Source organism: Pseudomonas sp. B1-22 (assembly GCF_050474425.1).
GTDB lineage: Bacteria > Pseudomonadota > Gammaproteobacteria > Pseudomonadales > Pseudomonadaceae > Pseudomonas.
Genome location: NZ_JBCHVH010000004.1, coordinates 358,139 through 378,844, shown reverse-complemented (window position 1 = coordinate 378,844; position 20,706 = coordinate 358,139). Strand labels below are relative to the sequence as shown.

The window sequence follows — 20,706 nt, the reverse complement described above, 5'->3', positions numbered from 1 at the left end:
CTGAACGGCGGGGACGGGATCGTCCCCCAAGCCATCGAACAGAGGAAGTTATGCGCGAATCTTCGAATCACCACTTCGTGACCCACGACGGCGTCGAACTGTTCTACCGCCACTGGCCGGCGCTATCCGCCGCAGAGGAACCGCGCCGGGCGGTGCTGCTGTTCCATCGCGGCCACGAGCACTCCGGACGCATCGCCCACCTGGCCGACGAGCTGGACATGCCCGGCTTCGACATCTTCGCCTGGGATGCCCGTGGCCACGGCCAGTCCCCCGGCGCGCGCGGCGACAGCCCGAGCTTCGGCACCAGCGTGCGCGACGTGCAGACCTTCGTCGAGCACATCGCCGCTCACCATGGCATCGCCGTCAGCGACATGGCGGTGGTGGCACAGAGCGTCGGCGCCGTGCTGGTTTCCACCTGGGTGCACGACTACGCGCCGCCGATTCGCAGCCTGGTGCTTGCCTCGCCGGCCTTCAAGGTCAAGCTTTACGTGCCCTTCGCCCGACCGGGGCTGAAACTGGCTCGCTGGTGGCGCGGCAATTTCTTCGTCAACAGCTACGTCAAATCCAACTTCCTGACCCACGACCCGGAGCGCATCGCCTCCTTCGACAGCGACCCGCTGATCGCCCGCGCCATTTCGGTGAACGTGCTGCTCGGCCTCTACGCCGCTGCCGAGCGCGTGGTGGCCGATGCCCAGGCGATCCAGGTGCCGACCCAGCTGCTCATCTCCGGTTCCGACTTCGTGGTGCACCGCAAGCCGCAGCAGCGCTTCTTCGACACCCTCGGCACGGCGCGCAAGGAGTTGCACGTCCTGCCCGGCTTCTTCCACGACACCCTCGGCGAGCTGCACCGCGAGCAGGCGGTGAGCCGCGCCCGGCGCTTCCTGCTCGAGTGCTTTGCCCGGGCGCCGGAGCGCCCCGACCTGCGCGCTGCCGATCGCTTCGGCTACACCTGCGCCGAAGCCGAGGCGCTGGCCACGCCGCTGCCGGCCTGGTCGATCCGCGACCTCTACTGGCGCGCGACGCGGGCCAACATGCGCCTGGGCCGCCTGCTCTCGGACGGCATCAACCTGGGCTTCCAGACCGGTTTCGATTCCGGCAGCACCCTGGATTACGTCTACCGCAACCAGCCCGCCGGCGCCGGGCCGGTGGGCCGGATGATCGACCGCACTTACCTGGAATCCGCCGGCTGGCGCGGTATCCGCCAGCGCAAGGTGAATATCGAGGAACTGCTGCGCCAGGCCATGGCCAGCCTCCGCGAGCAGGGCCGTGAGGTGCGCATCCTCGACATCGCCGCCGGCCACGGGCGCTACATCCTCGAAGCGCTGCAGGGCGTCGAGCCGCTGCCGGAGAGCGTGCTGCTGCGTGACTACAGCGAGCTGAATGTGCGCGAGGGTTCGGCGCTGATCGAGCGCCTTGGCCTCAAGGAGCGCGCCCGCTTCGTGCAGGGCGATGCCTTCGACGGCGCGGACCTCGCCGCCGTCGAACCGAAGCCGACGCTGGCGGTGGTCTCGGGCCTCTATGAACTGTTCGCCGACAACGCCATGGTCAGCGGCTCGCTGGCTGGCCTTGGCGAGGCGGTCGAGGAGGGCGGCTACCTGATCTACACCGGCCAGCCCTGGCACCCGCAACTGGAACTGATTGCCCGCGCCCTGACCAGCCACCGTGCCGGCCAGGCCTGGGTGATGCGCCGCCGCACGCAGCTGGAGATGGACCAGTTGGTGGAAGCCGCCGGCTTCCGCAAGCTGGCCCAGCGTATCGACGAGGACGGCATCTTCACCGTGTCCCTGGCTCGCCGGGAGCGCGGCTGATGGCGCCGCGCGAGCCCGGCGTGCTGCGCCGGGCGGTGATCTGGCTGGTGTTCCTCGGGCCGTTCTTCTTCGCCAGCTACGGCTTGGCCAACTGGGCGGCGGCGCAGCGCGAGTCGGTCGGCGTGCTGGCGTTCGACTGGGAACGCGGTATGCCGCTGTGGCCCTGGACGATCATCCCGTACTGGTCCATCGACCTGCTCTACGGCTTGTCCTTCCTGCTGCCGCGCACGCGCCGCGAGCTGGACAGCCACGCGCTGCGCCTGCTCAGCGCACAGGTGATCGCGGTGAGCTGCTTCCTGCTCTTCCCGCTGCGCTTCAGCTTCGAGCGGCCGGCGCTGGACGGCGTGTTCGGCTGGCTGTTCGACCTGCTGATGGGCTTCGACAAGCCGTTCAACCAGGCGCCTTCGCTGCACATCGCGCTGCTGGTGATTCTCTGGGTCGCCTACGGGCGCTACGCCAGTGGGCTGTGGCGCTGGCTGCTGCACGGCTGGTTCGCGCTGATCGGCCTGTCGGTGCTGACCACCTGGCAGCACCATTTCATCGACGTGCCGACCGGCGCGCTGGTCGGCTTCCTGTGCGTCTGGCTGTGGCCGCGCGAAGGGCGCTCGCCCGTCGCCGCCTGGGCCCTGAGCGGTGATCCGCGCCGGCTGCGGCTGGCGGCGTCCTACGCCATCGGATCGGCCGTGTGCGCGACGCTGGCGCTGGTTGGCGGTGGCGGGTGGCTGTGGTTGTTCTGGCCGGCGGTGTCGCTGGCGCTGGTTGCGCTCTGTTACCTGGGCATCGGCTCGGAGGGCTTCCAGAAGCGCGCGGACGGTGGGCAGTCGCTGGCGGTGTCCTGGCTGCTGGCGCCCTATCTGCTCGGCGCCTGGATCAACTCCCGCGCCTGGACGCGCCGCCATCCGCAGCCGGACGAAGTGCTGCCCGGTCTCTGGCTGGGCCGCTTGCCTGGCGCTTCCGATCTTGAAGCAAGGCCCGACCTCGCCGTGCTGGATCTGTGCGCCGAATTGCCCTGCATGGCACGGGCTCGCCGCTACGCGTGCCTGCCGCTGCTCGACCTGGTGGCGCCCAGCGTCGAGCAGTACCGGCGTGGCGCCGCGCTGATCGACGAGTTGCGTGCCTCCGGGCCGCTGCTGGTCTGTTGCGCCCTGGGCTATTCGCGCAGCGCCACGCTGGTCGCGGCGTGGCTGCTGGTTTCCGGCCATGCCCGCTCGGTCGAGGAGGCCGTGGCGCAGCTTCAGCGTGCACGACCGCAGGTGGTGCTCAAGGCCGAACAACGGGCGGTGCTGGCGCAGATCGCCGGCCAGCCGAGCCTGTCGCAGGAGGTGATCCATGTCGGTTGATCCGGGCCTGACCCTCGTCGCCAGCCTGTTGCGCCGTGGCAGCAGCCTCAATGGCCTGTCCTCCGCGCTGACCGTGCTGGCCCTGGCGCTCGGCTTCTATGGCGTGCTGATGGCCAGCGCCACGCTGGCGTTCAGCCTGAGCATGGCGTTGCTGGTGCTGCTGGGCCTGGTGCAGAAGTTCTACGCCATGCGCGTGGCGCTGGACGCCGATCTGTTCGAGGCCATGGCCAACGCCGGCGATGCGCTGCCGGAGAAAACCCGGCAGCTGGACGACGCGCTGGCCACCTACGCCGGAGTACCAGCGGACAAGGCCGGCCGTCCCTGGAGCGAGCGCAGTCGAGGCGCGCTCGCGCTGTTGCGCAGGCAGGTTCTGCTCTGCGCGGTGCAGTGGCTCGTCGCGCTGCTGTGCCTGATCACCCTGACCTTCCAATCCTGAGGAACGTACCCGGAATGCTGGAACGACTCTTCGCCTACGCCATCATCGCCGGTGCCCGCGCGGTGACCGGCCTGCGCAGCCTGTGGCTGGGCACCACGCCCATTCCCGCGCAGCGCATCTACTACGCCAACCACAGCAGCCACGGCGATTTCGTCCTGCTCTGGGCCTCGTTGCCGCCCGAGCTGCGCGCCCGTACGCGCCCGGTGGCGGGCATGGACTACTGGGGCAAGGGCGGCCTGCGCGGCTTCATCATCAACCGCGTGTTCCACGGCGTGCTGATCGACCGCCAGGGCAGTGCGGAGGGCCGCAATCCGCTAGAGCCGGTGGAGCAGGCGCTGGCCGACGGCGACTCGCTGATCCTGTTCCCCGAGGGCACGCGCAACCTCGACGAGGAAGTGCGCCTGCTGCCGTTCAAGAGCGGTATCTATCACCTGTCCAGGAAGCATCCGCAGGTGGAGCTGGTGCCCGTGTGGCTGGACAACCTCAACCGCGTGATGCCCAAGGGCCGCGCGCTGCCGCTGCCGCTGCTGTGCACCCTGAGCTTCGGCGCGCCGCTGACGGTAGAGGAGGGCGAGGCCAAGGAAGCCTTCCTCGAACGCGCCCGCGAGGCGCTGCTCAAGCTCGCCGCGCCGGAGGGCCATTGAGATGAACCAGACCTGGCTGCTCTTCGGTGGCATCGGCGCCATCCTCGTCCTCGCCTCGCTGGTCGGCGCGGTGCTGCGCTGGAAGGCGCCACCCGGACCGAACGCGGTGATCGACAACCTCAACGCGCGGATCAATGCCTGGTGGGTGATGGTCGCGGTGATCGGCGGCGCCTTCGCGCTCGGCCAGTGGGCGGTGATCCTGCTGTTCTATGGCGTGTCCTTCTACGCCCTGCGCGAGTTCCTCACGCTGATGCCGACCCGGCGCAGCGACTACCCGGCGCTGGTGGCGGCCTTCTACTTCGTGCTGCCGATGCAGTACCTGCTGATCGGCATAAAGTGGTACGGGCTGTTCTCCATCTTCATCCCGGTCTACATGTTCCTGCTGCTGCCGATCCTCGCTTCGCTGGGCGGCGACTCCAAGCATTTCCTCGAACGCGCCTCGAAGGTGCAGTGGGGGCTGATGCTGGCGGTGTTCTGCATCTCCTTCGTGCCGGCATTGCTGACCCTGGACATCGCCGGCTACGAGGGGCGCAACCTGCTGCTGATCGCCTTCCTGGTGATCGTCGTGCAGCTCTCGGACGTACTCCAGTACGTCTGCGGCAAGCTCTTCGGCAAGCGCAGGATCGCGCCGAACCTGTCACCGTCGAAGACCGTGGAAGGCTTCGTCGGCGGCGTGGCGCTGGCCACCCTGATCGGCGGCGCGCTGTGGTGGATCACCCCGTTCAAGCCCTGGCAGGCGCTGCTGATCGCGCTGATGATCAACATCCTCGGCTTCTTCGGCGGGCTGGTGATGTCGGCGATCAAGCGCGACCGTGGGGTAAAGGACTGGGGCCACATGATCGAAGGCCACGGCGGCATGCTCGACCGCCTGGACTCGGTGTGCTTCGCCGCGCCGGTGTTCTTCCACTTCGTGCGCTACTGGTGGACCTGACGAGCGGCGGGCCAGAGGCGGCGAGGCCCGGGCCGGTTTTTCCGCCCTGGCCGGGGCCCGCGCCTTCCGGCCGGCCGGTTCGCGGCTACGCTTGAGTTTGCCGCTGGTCGATTCTTGTACGGCCAGCGGGGCGCCAGGGGGCAGCAGCACGATTGCGTACGAGGCCGTCAGGCAATGGGAACTCACTTTCCGGTTGAGCTGTTCCGGTGTGTTGCCCGCGGGGTTTGTGCATGAGCACGCTATTTAGCGGCATTTCCTCCCCCACCTGCCTGATCACGGCCACCGGCGCGTTCTGCGCCGAGGCGGTGATCGATTCACTGCGCCGCCATTCCAATGCGCGGCTGCTGGGCACCAACTACCGGCCGCCGGAGTGGTGCGCCACCTCGGCCTTGCTGGATGCCGCGTTCCAGGTGCCACCCGCGCGGGAGGTGGACGCCTATGTCCGGCGCATACTGGAGATCTGCGACGCCGAGCGGGTGACCCACGTCCTGCCGATGATCGATCCCGAGGTCGATGCCTTCGCGCTGCACCATGAAGCCTTCGCCGCCCGCGGCATCACCCTGTGCATGCCGCCGCTGGAGAGCATCCGCGTCGCCCGCGACAAGTGGCTGGTCCACCAGGCGTTCCAGGACGTCCCGGGCATACGCACCATTCCCACCTGGCGCCTGCGGGACCTGCCGGTGCCGGGCCTGGAGCTGCCGCTGATCGCCAAGCCCTGCGACGGCCGCAACTGTGAGGGGCTGGTGCGTATCCAGGACCCGGACTACCTGCGCTACATCCAGGACAAGTGCCGGGATCGCGACTACATCGTGCAGCCGCTGCTGCCCGGCGAGGTGTGCGTCGTCGACGTGGTGCGGCAGGCCGGCACGGGGCAGTGGGCGGGCATGGCCCGGCAGGAACTGATCCGCACGCCCACCGGCGCCGGCCTGACCGTGCAGATGCTGCCCGATGCGTCGCTGGTCGAGGCGGCGGGCCGTGTCGCCGAAGTGCTGGGGGTGAATGGCTGCATCAACATGGAATTCCTCGTCCATGACGGCGAGGCGCTGCTGATGGACGTCAACCCGAGGTTCTCCGGCGGGATTGCCTTCAGCTACCTGTCCGGTTACGACATGGTGCTCAACCACTTCCGCTGCTTCTCGGGCGGCGAGCTGGATGCGCCGGTGATGCCGGCGCCGGCCATCCATGCGCGGCATTACGTGGAGGTCACCACCGTCAGCGGGACGTGAAGCAGCGCTTTGCATTGGGGCGGATACCACACCCGCACGGATCCATCACCTTCCATCGCTCCGCACGCCGCTGCACCGATGCAACGGTTAATCTGCCCGTTGCGCTGCGCGAATGCGCAACATGCTGCGATTTTGCACACAGTCTCTCGCGCCACCCCGCAGGGCATGGGCGTTGCACGCTGGCATGCAACATGCCTTGTTCTCCACGCGAGCCGCCAGACGGCTGCACTGTCGTGTTGGGAAATTGCATTGGAGAGGGAAATGGACCCGCTAAAACTGCTGCTGGACAGGGGCCTGCTGCTGTCCGACAGCCTGACGTCCCAGGGGCGCTTCATCGAGGTTTCCGCCGAACAGACCGACCAGCTCGGCTATCCGCCGGGTTCGCTGGACGGGCAGGGCATCGAGCAGGTCTATACCGCCGAGTCGGTCAATGCGCTGCACCAGTTGTTCGCCAACCCGCCGGCGGACGAGCGCGTGCAGGATCTGGAGCTGACCCTGATCCGCCATAACGGCGGCCTGCTGCCGGTGCTCGCCAGCGGCGTGCTGCAATGGCGTGATGGCGAGCCGGCGCGCCTGCACCTGGTGAAGATGCCGCTGGGGCCGATCAGCCGCCGCCTGGGCGAGCTGCAGAGCGCCAACGAAGTGATGAGCCAGATGCTCTTCAGTGCGCGGGTGGCCTACTGGTGCATCGAGTTCGCCGAATCGGTGGACGTGCGCGAGACGCCCGACGAGATCGTCCGCCAGGTGTTCGAGAACCGCTCCTACTGGCGTATGTGCAACCGCGCCATGGCCAACATCTACGAGATGCCCGCCGATGTCGATTTCAGCGAGCAGCCGGTGCGCCTGTACTGGCCGCGCAGCCCGGCCAACGAGGAGTTCGTGCGGCGCCTGATCGAGGCGGACTTCCACGTCGATGGCGCGCTGTCGGTGGACCGCCGCCACGACGGCTCGCCCGCCTACGTCGAGAACGACGTGCGCGCCAGCATCCACAACGGCCGAATGCTGCGCATGTGGGGCAGCCTGCGCGACGTCAGCCAGGAACTGCGCATGCAGCACGACGCCGAGCAGCGCATCGAGGCGCTGCGCCGGGTGTTCGACGCGGTGCCTGACGCCGTGCTGGTGATCGACGAGCAGGCCCAGCCGCAATGGCGCAACGCGGCCTTCGAGCAGACCTTCGGCATCACCCGCGCCGCCGGGCTGGCCTCGACCCTGAACCGCCTGCCGCTGCCCGAGCGCACCTGGCAGCTGCTCGACCTGCCGGACCAGTTCGGCAACTACCTGTCCTTCAACAGCCACTGCTCGCGCATCCTCATCCGCGAGGGCGTGGCCTGGCGCGTCTTCGTGCTGCGCCAGGCGAGCGAGGCGACGGAACTGCATCCATGAATGAAGAAGGCTTCTTCGCGTCCCCGCGCATGGGCATGCGCTCCTCGGTCAGCGCCTCCGGGGAGATGCTTTCCGCGCTGCTGGAAACGCCGGCGCTGCACGCGCTGCTGGACAGCTTCGGCGAGGCGGTGATCGTCTGCGACGGCGACTCGCGGGTGCGCTTCATCAACCTCGCGGCCGAGCGGGTCAACCGCGTCGCCCGCGCGGATGTGCTGGGGCTGCCGGATGCGGACTTCTTCCAGCGTTCGGCCTTGCAGTTCGACGACTTCCTGCAGGTCCTGCGGCGTGGCGGCAAGAGCGCGCTGACCCGCTCGCGCGATGGCCGGGTGTTCCTCACCCGCGCCCAGGCCGTGCCCACGGGGGCCTACGAGAAGCCTTACACCCTGCTGGTCCAGCGCGAATACGAGCCAGGCACCGCCGGCAGCCTGCGCAGCCCGTCCGGGCGCGCCTCGACTACTGACCTGCAGGGCCTCGGCGACCCGCAGGACAACGCGCTGCACATGTCGCCGCTGCTCTCCTCCATCGCCGACATGGGCGTGCGCGCCTTCCGCCGCCGCGCGCGCCTGCTGCTGCTCGGCGAGCCCGGTGTGGGCAAGACCGCCATCGCCCGGCATATCCACCGTGCCGCCGGCTGGGGCGACCGGCCCTTCATCGACGTGAACTGCGCGAGCATCCCGGAAACCCTGTTCGAGTCGGAGATGTTCGGCTACGAGCGCGGCGCCTTCACCGGCGCGCTGCAGTCGGGCAAGCGCGGCTACATCGAAAGCGCCTCGGGCGGCACGCTGTTCCTCGACGAGATCGGCGAAATCCCGCTGCAGGTGCAGGCCAAGCTGCTCAAGTTCCTGGAGGACGGCACCATCCAGCCAGTGGGTTCGCCGTTGTCCAAGCAGGTGCAGGTACAGGTGATCGCCGCCACCAACAAGGACCTGCGCGCCCAGGTGGCGGCCGGTGAATTCCGCGCCGACCTCTACTACCGCCTGGCCGTGCTGCCGGTGGAAATCCCGCCGCTGCGCGCCCACCGCGACGACCTGCCGGTGCTGATGGACATCCTCCTGGCGCGCATCAACCGCGACCGCCAGCCGCCGCTGCGGCTCGCCTCGGCATGCCGCGAACGCCTGCTGGACTATGACTACCCCGGCAACATCCGCGAGTTGGTGAACATCTTCGAGCGCCTCGCCGTGCTGGCCGACGACGTGGCCGAAGAGCTGCACCTGCCGCCGGAACTGCTCGGCGCGCCGCCGGCCGGCAGCCCGGTGGCCCTCGATGAGCCGGCCGCCGCCATCGACGACCAGCCGCTCAAGGCCCAGGTGCAGCGCTACGAGCGCCAGGTGATCCTGCGCGCGGTGCGCCTGTGCGGCAGCAAGCGCAAGGCGGCGATCCACCTGGGCATCGACGTCGGCACGCTGATCCGCAAGTTGCAGCGGGACGAGTGAGCGCCAGCCTGCCGGCCGGCTCGCGGGCATGGCCCGCTCCTACATGAACGTCCGCGCCGTGCTGCCCGGTTACTGTAGGAGCGGGCCATGCCCGCGACCGCATCACTCCGACCCTATCGCGGACGAAGTCCGCTCCTACGCAAATCCCACCCACGGCATCTATCCGTGTGACCGAATGGTCACGCCGCCTTCCTGCGTCCAGCGGAGCTGCCCTTGCGACAATCCACCGCTGCAAGCCTGCCTACAGGCGTTGTCATTTCTGCTTACACCTCTATCCCTGTTTATTATTTTTATTCTTTAATTTCAATAACTTAACTATTTGGCACAGCCTGTGCTCTATGTCTCTGCGACCCGTGACCGTGCACGGGTCCTCGAATCGCGCCGCTGCTTCTGACTTCAGAGCCGCGGCAGTTCTGGAGGCACAAGAACAATGCTCATCACAGGTATCAAGAGCCGGCCGGTCTATGACCAGTTGCGCCCGCTCGCCGGTGGCCACCACCACATCATCGCCGGCCAGGGCAGCGGCGGCGCCGCCATGCTCCGCCTGCTCGCCGAGATGCCGCGCACTGCGCCCATCCGCGTGCTGTATTCCACCGAATCCTTCTCCGGCCAGGATCACCTCGCCGCGCTGCGCGACATCACCGACGTGGAGCTTTCGATCTACCCGAGCAACCGCGCGCTGGTCGATGACCTGCACGCGCTGCTGGGTCAGTCGCGCATGGGCACCCGCCTGTACCTGGCTGGCTCCGAGAGTTTCATCGGTACCGCCATGCAGGCCGCCGACGCGATCAACCTGAACAAGGACGAAGTGCTGCGCGAGCACGCCGGTTCCTTCGTCCGTCGCGTCTGGTGCGTGCACTGCGACGGCTACACCGAGAACGTCACCCAGCGCGTCTTCGACTGCCCGCACTGTGCCCGCACCCTGGTGGTCCGCGACCACTACTCCCGCCGCCTGGCCGCCTTCCAGGCGGTGAAGGCCGACGCCGAAGTCCCCGGCGAACTGCCCGAAGCCGAGGAGCTCGACACATGAGCCAGTCCAACGGAACCCTGAATGTCCGCGTCACCCGCATCGAGCAGGTGACCCCGGAGATCAAGCGCTTCACCCTGGCCTCCACCGACGGCGCGCACCTGACGCCGTTCTCCGGCGGCAGCAACGTCGTGGTGCTGATGCCCCACGCCACCGGCACCTACCGCAACGCCTACTCGCTGATGAGTTCGCCCTACGACGCTAGCGCCTACCAGATCGCCGTGCGCCGCGTGGAAGACGGTCGTGGCGGTTCGAAGTACATGCACGACGTGGTGAAGGAAGGCGACGAGCTGGAAATCCTCCGCCCGGTGAACCTGTTCCCGCTGAGCAAGCATGCGCGCCTGCACCTGTTCATCGCCGGCGGCGTGGGCATCACCCCGGTGTGCTCGCAACTGGCCGAACTGCGCCTGCGCGGCACCCCGTTCGAAGTGCACCTCGCAGTACGCGGCGACGCCCATGCGCGCCTGGGCGAAGAACTGCTGCAGGAATACGGCGACGCCGTGCGCCTGTACCGCGACGACCGCGGCGAGCGCCTGGATATTTCCGCCGTACTGGCCGACCGCCCGCTGGGCAGCGACGTCTACGTCTGCGGTCCCGAGGGCATGATCCAGGCAACGATCGACGCCGCCCACGCCCACGGCTGGACCGACAGCCACATCCACTACGAGCGCTTCCTCGAACAGGGCAGCGTCGGCGAGGCGTTCCAGGTCACCCTGGCGCGCAGCGGCGCGACCATCCAGGTGTCGCCCGACCAGAGCCTGCTGGAGGCCGCCGAGGCCGCCGGCCACGAAATCCCGTACCTGTGCCGCGGCGGTGCCTGCGGCATGTGCGAGACCAACGTCCTGGAGCTGGAGGGAGAAATCCTCCACACCGACGACTGGCTGTCCGACGAGGACAAGGCCGCCAACACCAAGATCATGCCCTGCGTGTCGCGCGCCAAGTGCTCGCGGCTGGTCATCGACTGCTGAGCCGGAGAACGACCATGACCATCCAATTCCGCCCCGACGAAACCTACCGCGACGACTACACCTACGCGAACAGCCAGGCCTGCATCGACCGCGCGCCCTGGCCCTTCCCGGATGACGAGTACATGTACTCGATGAACCTGGAGCCGCACGTCAGCGTGGGCGACGGCGCCTTCCGCGCGGTGTTCGACATCGACGAGCACTACATCAGCGAGTGCCGCGACCGTGCGATCACCCTGGAGAAGGACCCGGGCATGCACTACGTCTCCGCGCCGCACATGATGGAGGCGCAGTGGGACCTGCTCGAACTGATCATGGAGTCCTATGCCAAGGACTACCCGGAATACTTCTCTCTGGAGAAAGACGGCACCCGCTGGCACTGGACCAACAAGCTGCTGAACATCGACGACACCTTCACCTTCGGTGATCCGTCGACCCTGCCCTATGAGCCGATGGAGTACGTCACCCGCCAGGCCCAGGGCGACTGGGTCCTGCAGGAAGAGCGCGACGGCACCCTGTACTGGGGCGCGGGCATCGCCACCCAGCGCGCCGACTACTCGCTGCGCTTCAACCTGGGCATGGCCTGGCACGAGTTCCACGGCCCGGTGCCGCTGGTGAAGGAAACCGGCATGCTCGACCGCGCGCTGAAGTTCCTCCTGCGCCTGCGCAACGGCCACCCGGTGCGCCGCCTGAACTGGTCGCTGACCGTCAACCCGCGCCTGGACGTGTCCGCCGAGTCCCTGCCTGAGTGGGCGCCGGACCGCACCACGGTGACCGCCGAGAACGCCGGTCAAAAGGTCTACTTGCGCATCGAACTGCAACCGCTGCACCGTTTGCCGCGCAGCAACGCCATCGTGTTCCCGATCCGAACCTACCTGCTGAGCCTGGAAGACATCGCCACCAACCCGGCGTGGGCCAAGCGCATGCACCGCGTGCTCAAGAGCCTCAACCAGGAACTGGTCGACTACAAGGGCTTCACCCGCTACCGCGACCAGGCAGTGGAGTGGCTCTCGCAGTTCGACGACGGCCAGTAACGCTCCACCAGGAGCAAAGCCGCGCAGTACACACAACTACAAACCCGAAAAGGGAACCGGCGGGCGTCGTGAGGCCCGCCGGCCGATTGCCTTCTGCCCATCAACCCCTGAGAGGAAACAACGATGAGTGGGTCCCCTGCCAAGCGTGCCGCTGGCGTAACCGATTCCGATGCCGAGCAGCTCGCTGCCCTCGGCTACAGCTCCAACTTCGAACGCAGCATGAGCCTGTGGGAGAACTTCTCCCTGGGCTTCACCTACCTGTCGCCGGTGGTCGGCGTCTACACCCTGTTCGGCCTGTGCCTGGCCGCCGGTGGTCCGCCGATGTTCTGGACCTACCTGCTGATCGGCCTGGGCCAGATGCTGGTGTGCCTGGTGTTCTGCGAAGTGGTCTCGCAATTCCCGATCTCTGGCGGCGTCTATCCCTGGGCGCGCCGCCTGGTGGGCAAGCGCTGGGCGTGGATGGTGGGCTGGGTGTACGCCTGGGCGCTGTGCACCTCCATCGCCGGCATCGCCGTGGGCGCCAGCCCGTACATGGCCGCCATGCTCGGCTTCGAGATGCACGGCAACGCCGCCATCGGCATCGCCCTGGCGCTGATCGCGCTGTCCACCGTGCTCAACCTGTCCGGCACCAAGCTGCTGGCCCGCGTCGCCATGTTCGGTTTCCTCTGCGAGCTGGGTGGTGCGCTGCTGGTGGGCGGCTACTTGCTGATCTTCGAGCGCCACAACGACTTCAGCGTGCTGTTCAACACCTTCGACATCAAGATCGACGGCAGCTACTGGCCGGCCTTCCTCGCCGCGTCCCTGGCGGGCCTGTTCCAGTACTACGGCTTCGAGGCCTGCGGTGACGTCGCCGAGGAAACTCCGAACCCGGGCAAGATGATTCCCAAGACCATGCGCATGACCATCTACATCGGCGGCGCCGCCGCGATGTTCGCCTGCCTGGCGCTGATCCTCTCGGTGCCCGACATCCAGCGCGTGATCAACGGCGAAGACACCGACCCGGTGACTACCATCCTCGCCAATGCCTTCGGCCCGGTCGGCTCGAAGCTGGTGATGGCGGTGGTGATGGTGTCGTTCGTGTCCTGCGTGCTGAGCCTGCAGGCTGCCGCCAGCCGCCTGCTGTTCGCCTATGCCCGCGACGAGATGATCGTCGGCAGCAAGGCGCTGTCCAAGCTGAACACCAACCACGTGCCGGCCGTTGCGCTGGTGGTGGCGGGCGTGATGCCGGCGGCCATCGTCTGCCTGGGCCTGTTCATGGGCGACGCCGTGGCCACCATCGTCGGCTTCGCCGCGATCGGCATCTACGTGTCGTTCCAGCTGATCGTCATCGCCTCGCTGATCGCCCGCGCCAAGGGCTGGGTGCCCGGCGGGCAGTTCACCCTCGGCAAGTGGGGCGTGCCGGTGAACGTCGCGGCGCTGATCTACGGCGTGGCGGCGATCACCAACATGGTCTGGCCGCGCACTCCGGATGCGCCCTGGTACATGAACTACTCGATGATCCTCACCACCGTCGTGGTGATCGGCGCGGGCCTGGTCTACATGCTGCTGGCCAAACCCTACGACAAGGGCACCGCACCGGCGGGCGACGCCCATCGGATTTCCGGCCGCCAACTACCCGCGCGCGCTGCGGGCGCGCTGACCGAACCGGCTTGATCGCAACGTTGACGCAATTCGGGCCATACGCCTGAGGGGCTGCGTCTGGTCCGTCATCATCTTCCCCCGTGACGGACCCCTGCGTTTGCGCAACGGACCACCATCCCCGCGATGGCTGGTCCGTTTTTTTATTCCCGGCTTTTGTAGGAGCGAGCTTGCTCGCGAACGGACTCCCCGGCGGCTCCGGCGCTGGGCGGTTCGCGAGCAATAACGACGGTGTCCCCCTCGCTCCTACAGGGAAATTTCTGTGCTCGAATCAGCCCTCACCCCAGCCCTCTCCCAGAGGGAGAGGGAGCTGCTCGTGCCGGCTGACGTTGCGCTGCCATCCTGCTCCAGACGGTCCCCTCTCCCTCCGGGAGAGGGTTAGGGTGAGGGGAAGCACAGGTACAGGTTTACCCAAGAAAAGACAGCCTTAACGAGCGATCCACAGCAGGCACAGCGACAGGGTCACCAGCGACCCCAGCGTCGACACCAGAATGCTCCGCGACACCACCGCCGCCTCGCGCTGGTAATACTCGGCGAGCATGAACGGCCCGGTGCCGGTGGGCAGCGCACTGAGCAGCAGCGCCGAGTCCGCCCACAGCGGCGGCAGGTCGAAGACCTGGTAGGCGAGGAAGCCGGTGAGCAGCGGCTGGCCGATCAGCTTGATCGCCACCAGCGGCCAGGCGCCGGCCTGCGCATCCTGCGGCTCCTGCTTCTGCGCCAGGAACAGGCCGAGCGAGACCAGTGCGCAGGGCGTGGTAGCCGCGGCGAGCATGTCGAGGAAATGCAGCAGCGGCTCCGGCAGGCCGATACCGGACGCTGCCCACAGGCCGCCGATGATGGGCGACACCACCAGCGGATTCTTGCCCAGCGCCTTGCTCACCACCCAGATGGCGCGGCCGATGTGTTTCTCCTCCTGCAGGCCGACTTCGATGCACACCACGGCGATGGCGAACAGCACGCAGACCACCAGCAGCGAGGCGATCAGCGCCGGCTCCAGGCCGTCCTGGCCGAACACCAGCAGGCACAGCGGGATGCCCATGTAGCCGGTGTTGGCGTAGGACGCGCTGAGCCCGTCGATGCTCGCCGCCGGCAAGGTGCGGCCCTGCATCAGGCGCCAGGCGAGGGTGGCGAAGAACACCAGCAGGCAACCGCCGGTGAAGGCGGCGAGGAAGCCCGGCTGCCAGATTTCCGCCCAGGTTGCGGTGGCGGTGACCTTGAACAGCAACGCGGGCAGGCACAGCCAGACCACCAGCCGGTTGATCTCCGAGGCGGCCTGCGGGCCGAGGCGATTAATGCGCCGGCACAGCCAGCCGACCAGGATCAGCGCGAAGATCGGCAGGACGACGGACAGGACGTGGGACATGGCAACGCAACCGGACAGCGAAACGGTTGGCGAGCATAGGGGCCGAGGTCGCTGCCGTCCAATGCGACCTCGGTCCGAAGTCAGACCCGCCCGGTGACCGGAATGCAGGCGCCGGTGATCGCCGCCGCGCTGTCCGAGGCGAGGAACAGCAGGGTCGCCGCCAGTTGTTCCGGGCGCACCCAGCGGTCGAACTCGGCGTCGGGCATGTCGGCGCGGTTCTGCGGGGTGTCGATGATGCTCGGCATCAGCGCGTTGACGGTGATGCGTGCGTCCTTCAGCTCTTCCGCCAGTGCCTCGGTCAGGCGCATCACCCCGGCCTTGGACGCGGCATAGGCGCCGGTCCCAAGCGCCGCGCGGGTGGCGGCGGCCGCCGCGATATTGAGGATGCGCCCGCGGCCGCGGGCCTTCAGGTGCGCCAGTGCGGCCTGGCTGGAGACCACGGCGGTGCGCAGGTTGATGCGGTACATCAGATCCCAGGTGTCGACGTCGCCGTCGGCCAGGGTTTCCCAGTGGAAGCCGCCGGCCACGTTGATCAGCGCATCGAGTCCGCCGAAATGTTCGCTGGCGCGGTCGATGGCGGCGCGGGCGGCGGCCGCGTCGGTCAGGTCGACGCCGCCCAGGGACAGCGCACCGGCCTGTGGATAACGCGGACTCACGGCCCGGTCGAGCAGCGCGACCTGCCAGCCGGCGTCGGCGAACGCCTGGCCGACCACGCTGCCGAGGTGGCCGAAGCCGCCGGTGATGGCGACGATCCTGTTCATGCAGTGCACCCTCAAGGCGTTGGAAGAGCGGCCCTTATAGGGTTAGCACGGCGCGCGGAGAAAGGTCGCCGACGACAGATCTACGGACGAATCGGGACGCACCGGTCTAGCCGTGCATCAGCTCGCCCAGCAGTTCGTCCTTGAGCCGTTGCAGCAAGGGCTCGGCGCGCTGGCGCGGGTGCGGCAGGTCGACCCGCACCTCATGGCGAATCCGCCCCGGCCGCGCATCCATGACGATCACCCGGTCACCCAGGTACAGCGCCTCTTCCACGTCGTGGGTGACCATGATCATGGTGCTGCGCTGCTGCACCCAGATGCGCTGCAGTTCGTGTTGCAGGCGCACGCGGGTGAGGGCGTCGAGGGCGCCGAAGGGTTCGTCCAGCAGCAGTACCTTGGGCCGGGTGATCAGCGCGCGGGCGATGGCGGCGCGCTGCGCCATGCCGCCGGAGAGTTGGTGCGGGTAGGCGTGCTCGAAGCCGGTCAGGCCCACCAGCTCCAGGTGGTCGGCGACCAGCTCGCGCTTCTCGGCGCGGCTGAGCTTCTGCTGCTTCAACGCCAGGGCGACGTTTTCTTCCACGGTCTTCCAGGGGAACAGGCGGTGGTCCTGGAACACGATGCCGCGCTCCAGGCTGGTGCCGGTGACCGCCTTGCCGTCGAGCAGGATGCGCCCGCTGTAGTCGTTCTCCAGGCCGACGATCAGCCGCAGCAGCGAGGATTTGCCGCAGCCGCTGGCGCCGACGATGCTGACGAACTCGCCGGGGCGTACTGCCAGGTCGATGTTCTCCAGCACCGGCAGGCTGCGCCCGTCGATGGAGTAGGCCTTGCTCAGGCCCTGGATGGCCAGCGCGCCGGATTGCGCCTGCTGGGCCGGTAGAATGGCGGGGTCGAGGATCGCGTTCATGGTCTGGGCACTCATGGCAAAAGGGTCAGCGCAGGTTGCGCCAGCGCAGCAGGTGGCGCGCGGCGCGGGCGAACAGCTGGTTCATGGCGTAGCCGAGCAGGCCGATGCTGAGCACGCCGATCACCACGATCTCCATGCGCGAGCCGGTCTCGGCGTTCATCATCAGGTTGCCCAGGCCCATGCCGGTGGAGAGGAACAGCTCACAGCCCACCGAGCTGACCCAGGCGAAGGCCAGCGCGTGCAGCACGCCGTTGCTCAGGCTGGGCAGGGCGCCGGGCAGCAGCACTTCGCGGAACTGCTGCCAGGGGCCGAAGGCGTACAGGCGGCCGACTTCGCGGTAGCGCTTCTCCACGTCGCGGAAGCCCTCGAAGGCGTTCAGCGTCATCGGGTAGAAGGCGGCGAGGCTGACGATCAGCACCTTGGACGCCTCGCCGCTGCCGAACCACAGGGCGATCAGCGGGATCAGGCCGAGGATCGGCACCTGGCGGATGGTGTGGTAGAGCGGCGCGAACAGTCGCTCCAGCGGCCGCGACAGTGCCATGCCGGCGCCCAGGGCGAAGCCGGCGAGCACGCCCAGCAGCAGGCCGAGGCAGGTGCGCTTGAGACTGGCGGCGACGCTCAACCACAGCTCGCCGGTGTCGATCAGCTCGGCGAAGCCGGCGCCGATGCGCTCCAGCGGCACGAAGGCATAGGCGGCGCTGGCGCCCTGTTGCGACTGCCAGTGCCAGCCGGCGATCAGCAGCACCGGCAGCACCAGCCCGCGCAGCTTTCTGAGGTGTTGGATCATGGCGTCGGTCTCCAGCGCAGCAGGCGCTTCTCCAGCAGGCGGAAGGCGAAGTCGAGGATGAAGCCGATGGCCCCGGTGATCACCACGCCGACCATCACGATGTCGATGCGCAGCATCTGCCGGCTCAGTTCGATCATCTGCCCCAGCCCGCTGTCGGCGGCGAGCAGTTCGGCGGCCACCAGCACCATCCAGGCGCGGCTCAGGCTGATGCGCAGGCCGGTGACGATGGGTGGTGCGGCGGCGGGGAAGGCGACGTCGCGCAGCAGGCTCCAGAGCGGCAGGCGGTAGACGCTGGCGACCTCGAAGTAGCCGCGCGGAATGCCCTTCACGCCTTCGCTGGCGGCCAGCGCCACGGGGAAGAAGGCGGCCTTGGTGACGATCAGGACCTTGAAGGTTTCTTCCACGCCGAAGAACAGGATGAACATCGGGATCAGTGCGATCGACGGCACCTGGCGCAGGGTATGGAACAGCGGCGCGCAGTAGGCTTCGACTGTCTTCGACAGGGCCATGGCGGTGCCGAACAGCAGCCCGCCGACGGCGCCGATGGAGAAACCGATGGCCAGGCGCGACAGGCTGTTGACCACGTGCTCGCGCAGTTCGCCGCTGGCCAGCAGGTCCTGGAAGCTGGCCCAGACTTCCGCCGGCGGCACCAGCAGTTGCGGGGGGAACCAGCCGGCGCGGGCGGCGACGAACCAGGCCAGCAGCAGGAGCAGCGGCGAAGCGAACCAGCTCAGGCGATCGAATGTTCGGCTCATGTGTCAGCCCTCCTGGCCGAGCAATGGCCCGGCACTGTGGCGGCGCAGCTTGCGTTGCCAGCAGAACAGCGCGGCCAACAGCACCAGGGGAATCCAGCAGAGGAACAGGTTGCCCAGCCCGACGAAGTGGCTGATCGCCCCGCCCAGCAGCGCGCCGGAAAAACTGCCGGACATGGAGGCGAGGTTGAACAGCCCGGAAATCTTGCTCTTGTCCATGGCGTGCTCGCCCAGCTGGGCCATGTTCACCAGATGGATGAGCGCCGCCGCCGCGCTGAGCAGCACGCCGCCCAGGGCCAGCAGCCAGTAGTCGCGGGCAACCCCGAGCAGCAGCAGCGCAGCCAGCGCCGCTGTGAGGCTGCCGATGTAGGCCAGGCGCCGGCCGCTGCGTTCGATCAGGTAGCCGAAGCCGAACAGCCCGAGCACCGAGGCCAGGCCCTGGATCATCACCAGGCTCACCGCCTGGCCTTGGGACAGGCCAACGACCTCCATCGCCAGCAGCAGGATGAAGGTGCCGAACAGCGCGCTGGTGGCGGCGCTGAGCAGCTCGATCAGGCAGCTCTCGGCGATCTCGACGTTGGCCAGCATGGCGCCCACCTGTTGCAGCAGCCCGCCGGTGGCGGCGGCGACGGGTATGTCATCGCTGGGCACTTCGCCTTCCCAGAAGCCGAGGCTGTAGAAGGCCATCAGGCCGAAGCACAGGCCGATGGCGGCAAAACCCCAGGTGAAGCTCGCCGCGCCGCTCAGCCAGTTGCCCAGCAGCGGCCCGAGCAGGCCCATGCCCAGGGTCAGCGAGCCGCGGTACCAGCCGGCCTTGTCGTTACCGATACGCTTGAGCTGGCGCAGGAAGGCGCTGTTCATGGCGACGATGCGGAACGGGATGCACAGGCCGATCAGCAGGCGCGCTGCGGCCAGCCACAGCCAGCCGCCGACCAGCGGGATGGCCAGGTTCAGCAGCATCGGCCCGAGGCTGGCGAGGAAGTACACCCGGCGCGCGCCGAAGCGGGCGATGACGAAGCCGGCGGGCAGGGTGAGGATCACCATGCCCAGGGCTTCCATGGCCGAGATGATGCCGATCTGCATGGCGTTGGCGCCGATGCTGATGGCGTAGAGCGTGGTGACGATCTTCGCCATGCCGATGGTGGCGCCGCTGAACGCCGCCAGCAGCATGAAGTTGAGCAGGAAGGCGGCGGGCCGCGCCGGGCTAGATGGCGACATCGATCTTCCCCAGCAGGGCTTCCAGCGGACGCGGGTCGATCCAGTCGTCGACGCTGAAGTCGGCGCCGATGAAGTCCCAGCGCTGCAGGAACGAGGTGAGGTCGCGCAGGGCGTTCACCGAGCGTTCCGCCAGGTTGGTCTGCAGGCGCAGATGGGCGTCCTCGCCATAGGCGCTGGCGACCCAGAACTCGCTGGTGTTCAGCTCGCGGGCGAGGAAGCGGCGGGTTTCCTCCGGGTGCGCCCAGGCCCATTGCTCGGCACGCAGCACGGTATCGAGCACCAGCACCGCGGCATCGAAATGTTCGTCCAGCAGTTGCTGGTCGACGGTCAGGGTGCGTGGCGTGCCGATGTTCGAGCGCACCAGCGGCTCGGGGTGCGAGCCGACGTCCAGCACCACGTGCAGGCCGAATTCGTGGGCCAGCTGCAGGCCGTGGGCGCCCTTGAGGAAGAGGGCGTCGATGTCGCCGCGCAGCAGGCCGATCAATTCGTTGTTGCGCTGCACCACGCGGTTGCCCTTGAGCGCCACCTGGGCGCCGAACACGTGGCGCACCGGGTCGTCGCTGTAGGTGCCGCCGTAGGGGTAGTCCACCAGCTCCACGTCGCGCACCTCCAGGCCTTCCAGGCGCAGGGCGTTTTCCAGGCCGCGCAGCGACTGGGCGCGGGTGAAGTCGATCTGCACGTTGGCCCACTTCGGCAGGCCGAAGCGCCGGTGGCGCAGGTCGCGGATGCTGCGCACGCCGCTGTCCGGGGCGCTGACGATGAGCTGCACTTCGTCGCTCCACGACAGGCCGATCACCCGCGTGGACGCGCCGCTGGCACGGGCCCAGATAGCGGGGATGTTGCCGCCGTGGCGCACGGAGTAAGGCAGGTGATGGTCGAAGTGCGCCTCGCGCACCTCGCGTTCGGACGACTCGCGCAGCGACTGGATGCGTGTGCCGAAGGGACGGAAGGCCTGGGCCAGGCGCCCGGATTCGACGGCGATGCCGAGGCCCGTGGGAACGGGGCTGTGGGTGTACCAGAGGGTTTCCAGCGGTGTGCTCATGGGTGTCCGTCAGGGAT

At 68.0% G+C, this 20,706-nt stretch carries 19 protein-coding genes; 12 read left to right on the top strand and 7 right to left on the bottom strand.

The annotated features are described in order from the left end of the window. The first annotated feature begins 50 nt into the window (after positions 1 to 50). The 12 genes from ACQ5BL_RS17310 to ACQ5BL_RS17255 all read left to right on the top strand — a co-directional run bounded on the left by ACQ5BL_RS17310 (position 51) and on the right by ACQ5BL_RS17255 (position 13,880). A complete protein-coding gene (locus ACQ5BL_RS17310) occupies positions 51 to 1,808 on the top strand; it encodes a bifunctional alpha/beta hydrolase/class I SAM-dependent methyltransferase (RefSeq protein WP_243808659.1) in 1,758 nt (585 codons plus the stop codon). Then, positions 1,808 to 3,148 carry a phosphatase PAP2/dual specificity phosphatase family protein gene (locus ACQ5BL_RS17305; protein WP_243808660.1) on the top strand — a complete coding sequence of 447 codons (1,341 nt, stop codon included), beginning with the start codon at positions 1,808 to 1,810 and terminating at the stop codon, positions 3,146 to 3,148. Before ACQ5BL_RS17310 ends, ACQ5BL_RS17305 begins: the two co-directional genes overlap by 1 nt. Further along, positions 3,138 to 3,584 carry a hypothetical protein gene (locus tag ACQ5BL_RS17300; RefSeq protein ID WP_152224137.1) on the top strand — a complete coding sequence of 149 codons (447 nt, stop codon included), beginning with the start codon at positions 3,138 to 3,140 and terminating at the stop codon, positions 3,582 to 3,584. Before ACQ5BL_RS17305 ends, ACQ5BL_RS17300 begins: the two co-directional genes overlap by 11 nt. A 14-nt stretch (positions 3,585 to 3,598) precedes the next feature. Next, positions 3,599 to 4,228 (top strand): lysophospholipid acyltransferase family protein, encoded by a 630-nt coding sequence (locus ACQ5BL_RS17295; RefSeq protein ID WP_243808661.1) that lies wholly within the window; start codon positions 3,599 to 3,601, stop codon positions 4,226 to 4,228. 1 nt (position 4,229) lies between these two features. Next, complete coding sequence (locus tag ACQ5BL_RS17290) at positions 4,230 to 5,159, top strand: phosphatidate cytidylyltransferase (protein WP_243808662.1); 930 nt, start codon at positions 4,230 to 4,232, stop codon at positions 5,157 to 5,159. Between the two features lie 230 nt (positions 5,160 to 5,389). Beyond that, positions 5,390 to 6,385 (top strand): ATP-grasp domain-containing protein, encoded by a 996-nt coding sequence (locus tag ACQ5BL_RS17285; protein WP_243808663.1) that lies wholly within the window; start codon positions 5,390 to 5,392, stop codon positions 6,383 to 6,385. 261 nt (positions 6,386 to 6,646) lie between these two features. Continuing rightward, a complete protein-coding gene (locus ACQ5BL_RS17280; RefSeq protein WP_207885807.1) occupies positions 6,647 to 7,768 on the top strand; it encodes a PAS domain-containing protein in 1,122 nt (373 codons plus the stop codon). After that, positions 7,765 to 9,201, top strand: coding sequence for a sigma-54 interaction domain-containing protein (locus ACQ5BL_RS17275; protein ID WP_243808664.1), 1,437 nt, complete (start codon positions 7,765 to 7,767; stop codon positions 9,199 to 9,201). Before ACQ5BL_RS17280 ends, ACQ5BL_RS17275 begins: the two co-directional genes overlap by 4 nt. A gap of 430 nt (positions 9,202 to 9,631) precedes the next feature. Beyond that, positions 9,632 to 10,231: a dimethylamine monooxygenase subunit DmmA family protein gene (locus ACQ5BL_RS17270; protein WP_243808665.1), complete on the top strand. Its 600-nt coding sequence runs from the start codon at positions 9,632 to 9,634 to the stop codon at positions 10,229 to 10,231. Then, on the top strand, positions 10,228 to 11,196 hold the full coding sequence (locus ACQ5BL_RS17265) for a PDR/VanB family oxidoreductase (protein ID WP_243808666.1): 969 nt from the start codon (positions 10,228 to 10,230) through the stop codon (positions 11,194 to 11,196). Before ACQ5BL_RS17270 ends, ACQ5BL_RS17265 begins: the two co-directional genes overlap by 4 nt. Before the next feature lie 14 nt (positions 11,197 to 11,210). After that, on the top strand, positions 11,211 to 12,227 hold the full coding sequence (locus ACQ5BL_RS17260) for a heme-dependent oxidative N-demethylase family protein (protein WP_243808667.1): 1,017 nt from the start codon (positions 11,211 to 11,213) through the stop codon (positions 12,225 to 12,227). A 123-nt stretch (positions 12,228 to 12,350) separates the two neighbouring features. Continuing rightward, entirely contained in the window at positions 12,351 to 13,880 is a 1,530-nt protein-coding gene (locus tag ACQ5BL_RS17255; RefSeq protein WP_243808668.1) for an APC family permease, read from the top strand. 412 nt (positions 13,881 to 14,292) lie between these two features. Here ACQ5BL_RS17255 and ACQ5BL_RS17250 read toward each other — a convergent pair whose 3' ends face one another. The 7 genes from ACQ5BL_RS17250 to ACQ5BL_RS17220 all read right to left on the bottom strand — a co-directional run bounded on the left by ACQ5BL_RS17250 (position 14,293) and on the right by ACQ5BL_RS17220 (position 20,689). Then, the gene (locus tag ACQ5BL_RS17250) at positions 14,293 to 15,228 is read right to left on the bottom strand and encodes an AEC family transporter (protein ID WP_243808669.1); all 936 of its coding nucleotides are present in this window, start codon (positions 15,226 to 15,228) and stop codon (positions 14,293 to 14,295) included. Between the two features lie 80 nt (positions 15,229 to 15,308). Further along, positions 15,309 to 15,989: an SDR family NAD(P)-dependent oxidoreductase gene (locus tag ACQ5BL_RS17245; protein ID WP_243808670.1), complete on the bottom strand. Its 681-nt coding sequence runs from the start codon at positions 15,987 to 15,989 to the stop codon at positions 15,309 to 15,311. A gap of 106 nt (positions 15,990 to 16,095) precedes the next feature. Further along, positions 16,096 to 16,890 carry an ABC transporter ATP-binding protein gene (locus ACQ5BL_RS17240; protein ID WP_243808700.1) on the bottom strand — a complete coding sequence of 265 codons (795 nt, stop codon included), beginning with the start codon at positions 16,888 to 16,890 and terminating at the stop codon, positions 16,096 to 16,098. A gap of 25 nt (positions 16,891 to 16,915) precedes the next feature. Next, complete coding sequence (locus ACQ5BL_RS17235; protein ID WP_243808671.1) at positions 16,916 to 17,677, bottom strand: ABC transporter permease; 762 nt, start codon at positions 17,675 to 17,677, stop codon at positions 16,916 to 16,918. Then, a complete protein-coding gene (locus ACQ5BL_RS17230; protein WP_243808672.1) occupies positions 17,674 to 18,432 on the bottom strand; it encodes an ABC transporter permease in 759 nt (252 codons plus the stop codon). Before ACQ5BL_RS17230 ends, ACQ5BL_RS17235 begins: the two co-directional genes overlap by 4 nt. A 3-nt stretch (positions 18,433 to 18,435) precedes the next feature. Beyond that, positions 18,436 to 19,647: an MFS transporter gene (locus ACQ5BL_RS17225; RefSeq protein WP_243808673.1), complete on the bottom strand. Its 1,212-nt coding sequence runs from the start codon at positions 19,645 to 19,647 to the stop codon at positions 18,436 to 18,438. Continuing rightward, positions 19,634 to 20,689 (bottom strand): ABC transporter substrate-binding protein, encoded by a 1,056-nt coding sequence (locus ACQ5BL_RS17220; RefSeq protein WP_243808674.1) that lies wholly within the window; start codon positions 20,687 to 20,689, stop codon positions 19,634 to 19,636. Before ACQ5BL_RS17220 ends, ACQ5BL_RS17225 begins: the two co-directional genes overlap by 14 nt. Positions 20,690 to 20,706: the final 17 nt, after the last annotated feature.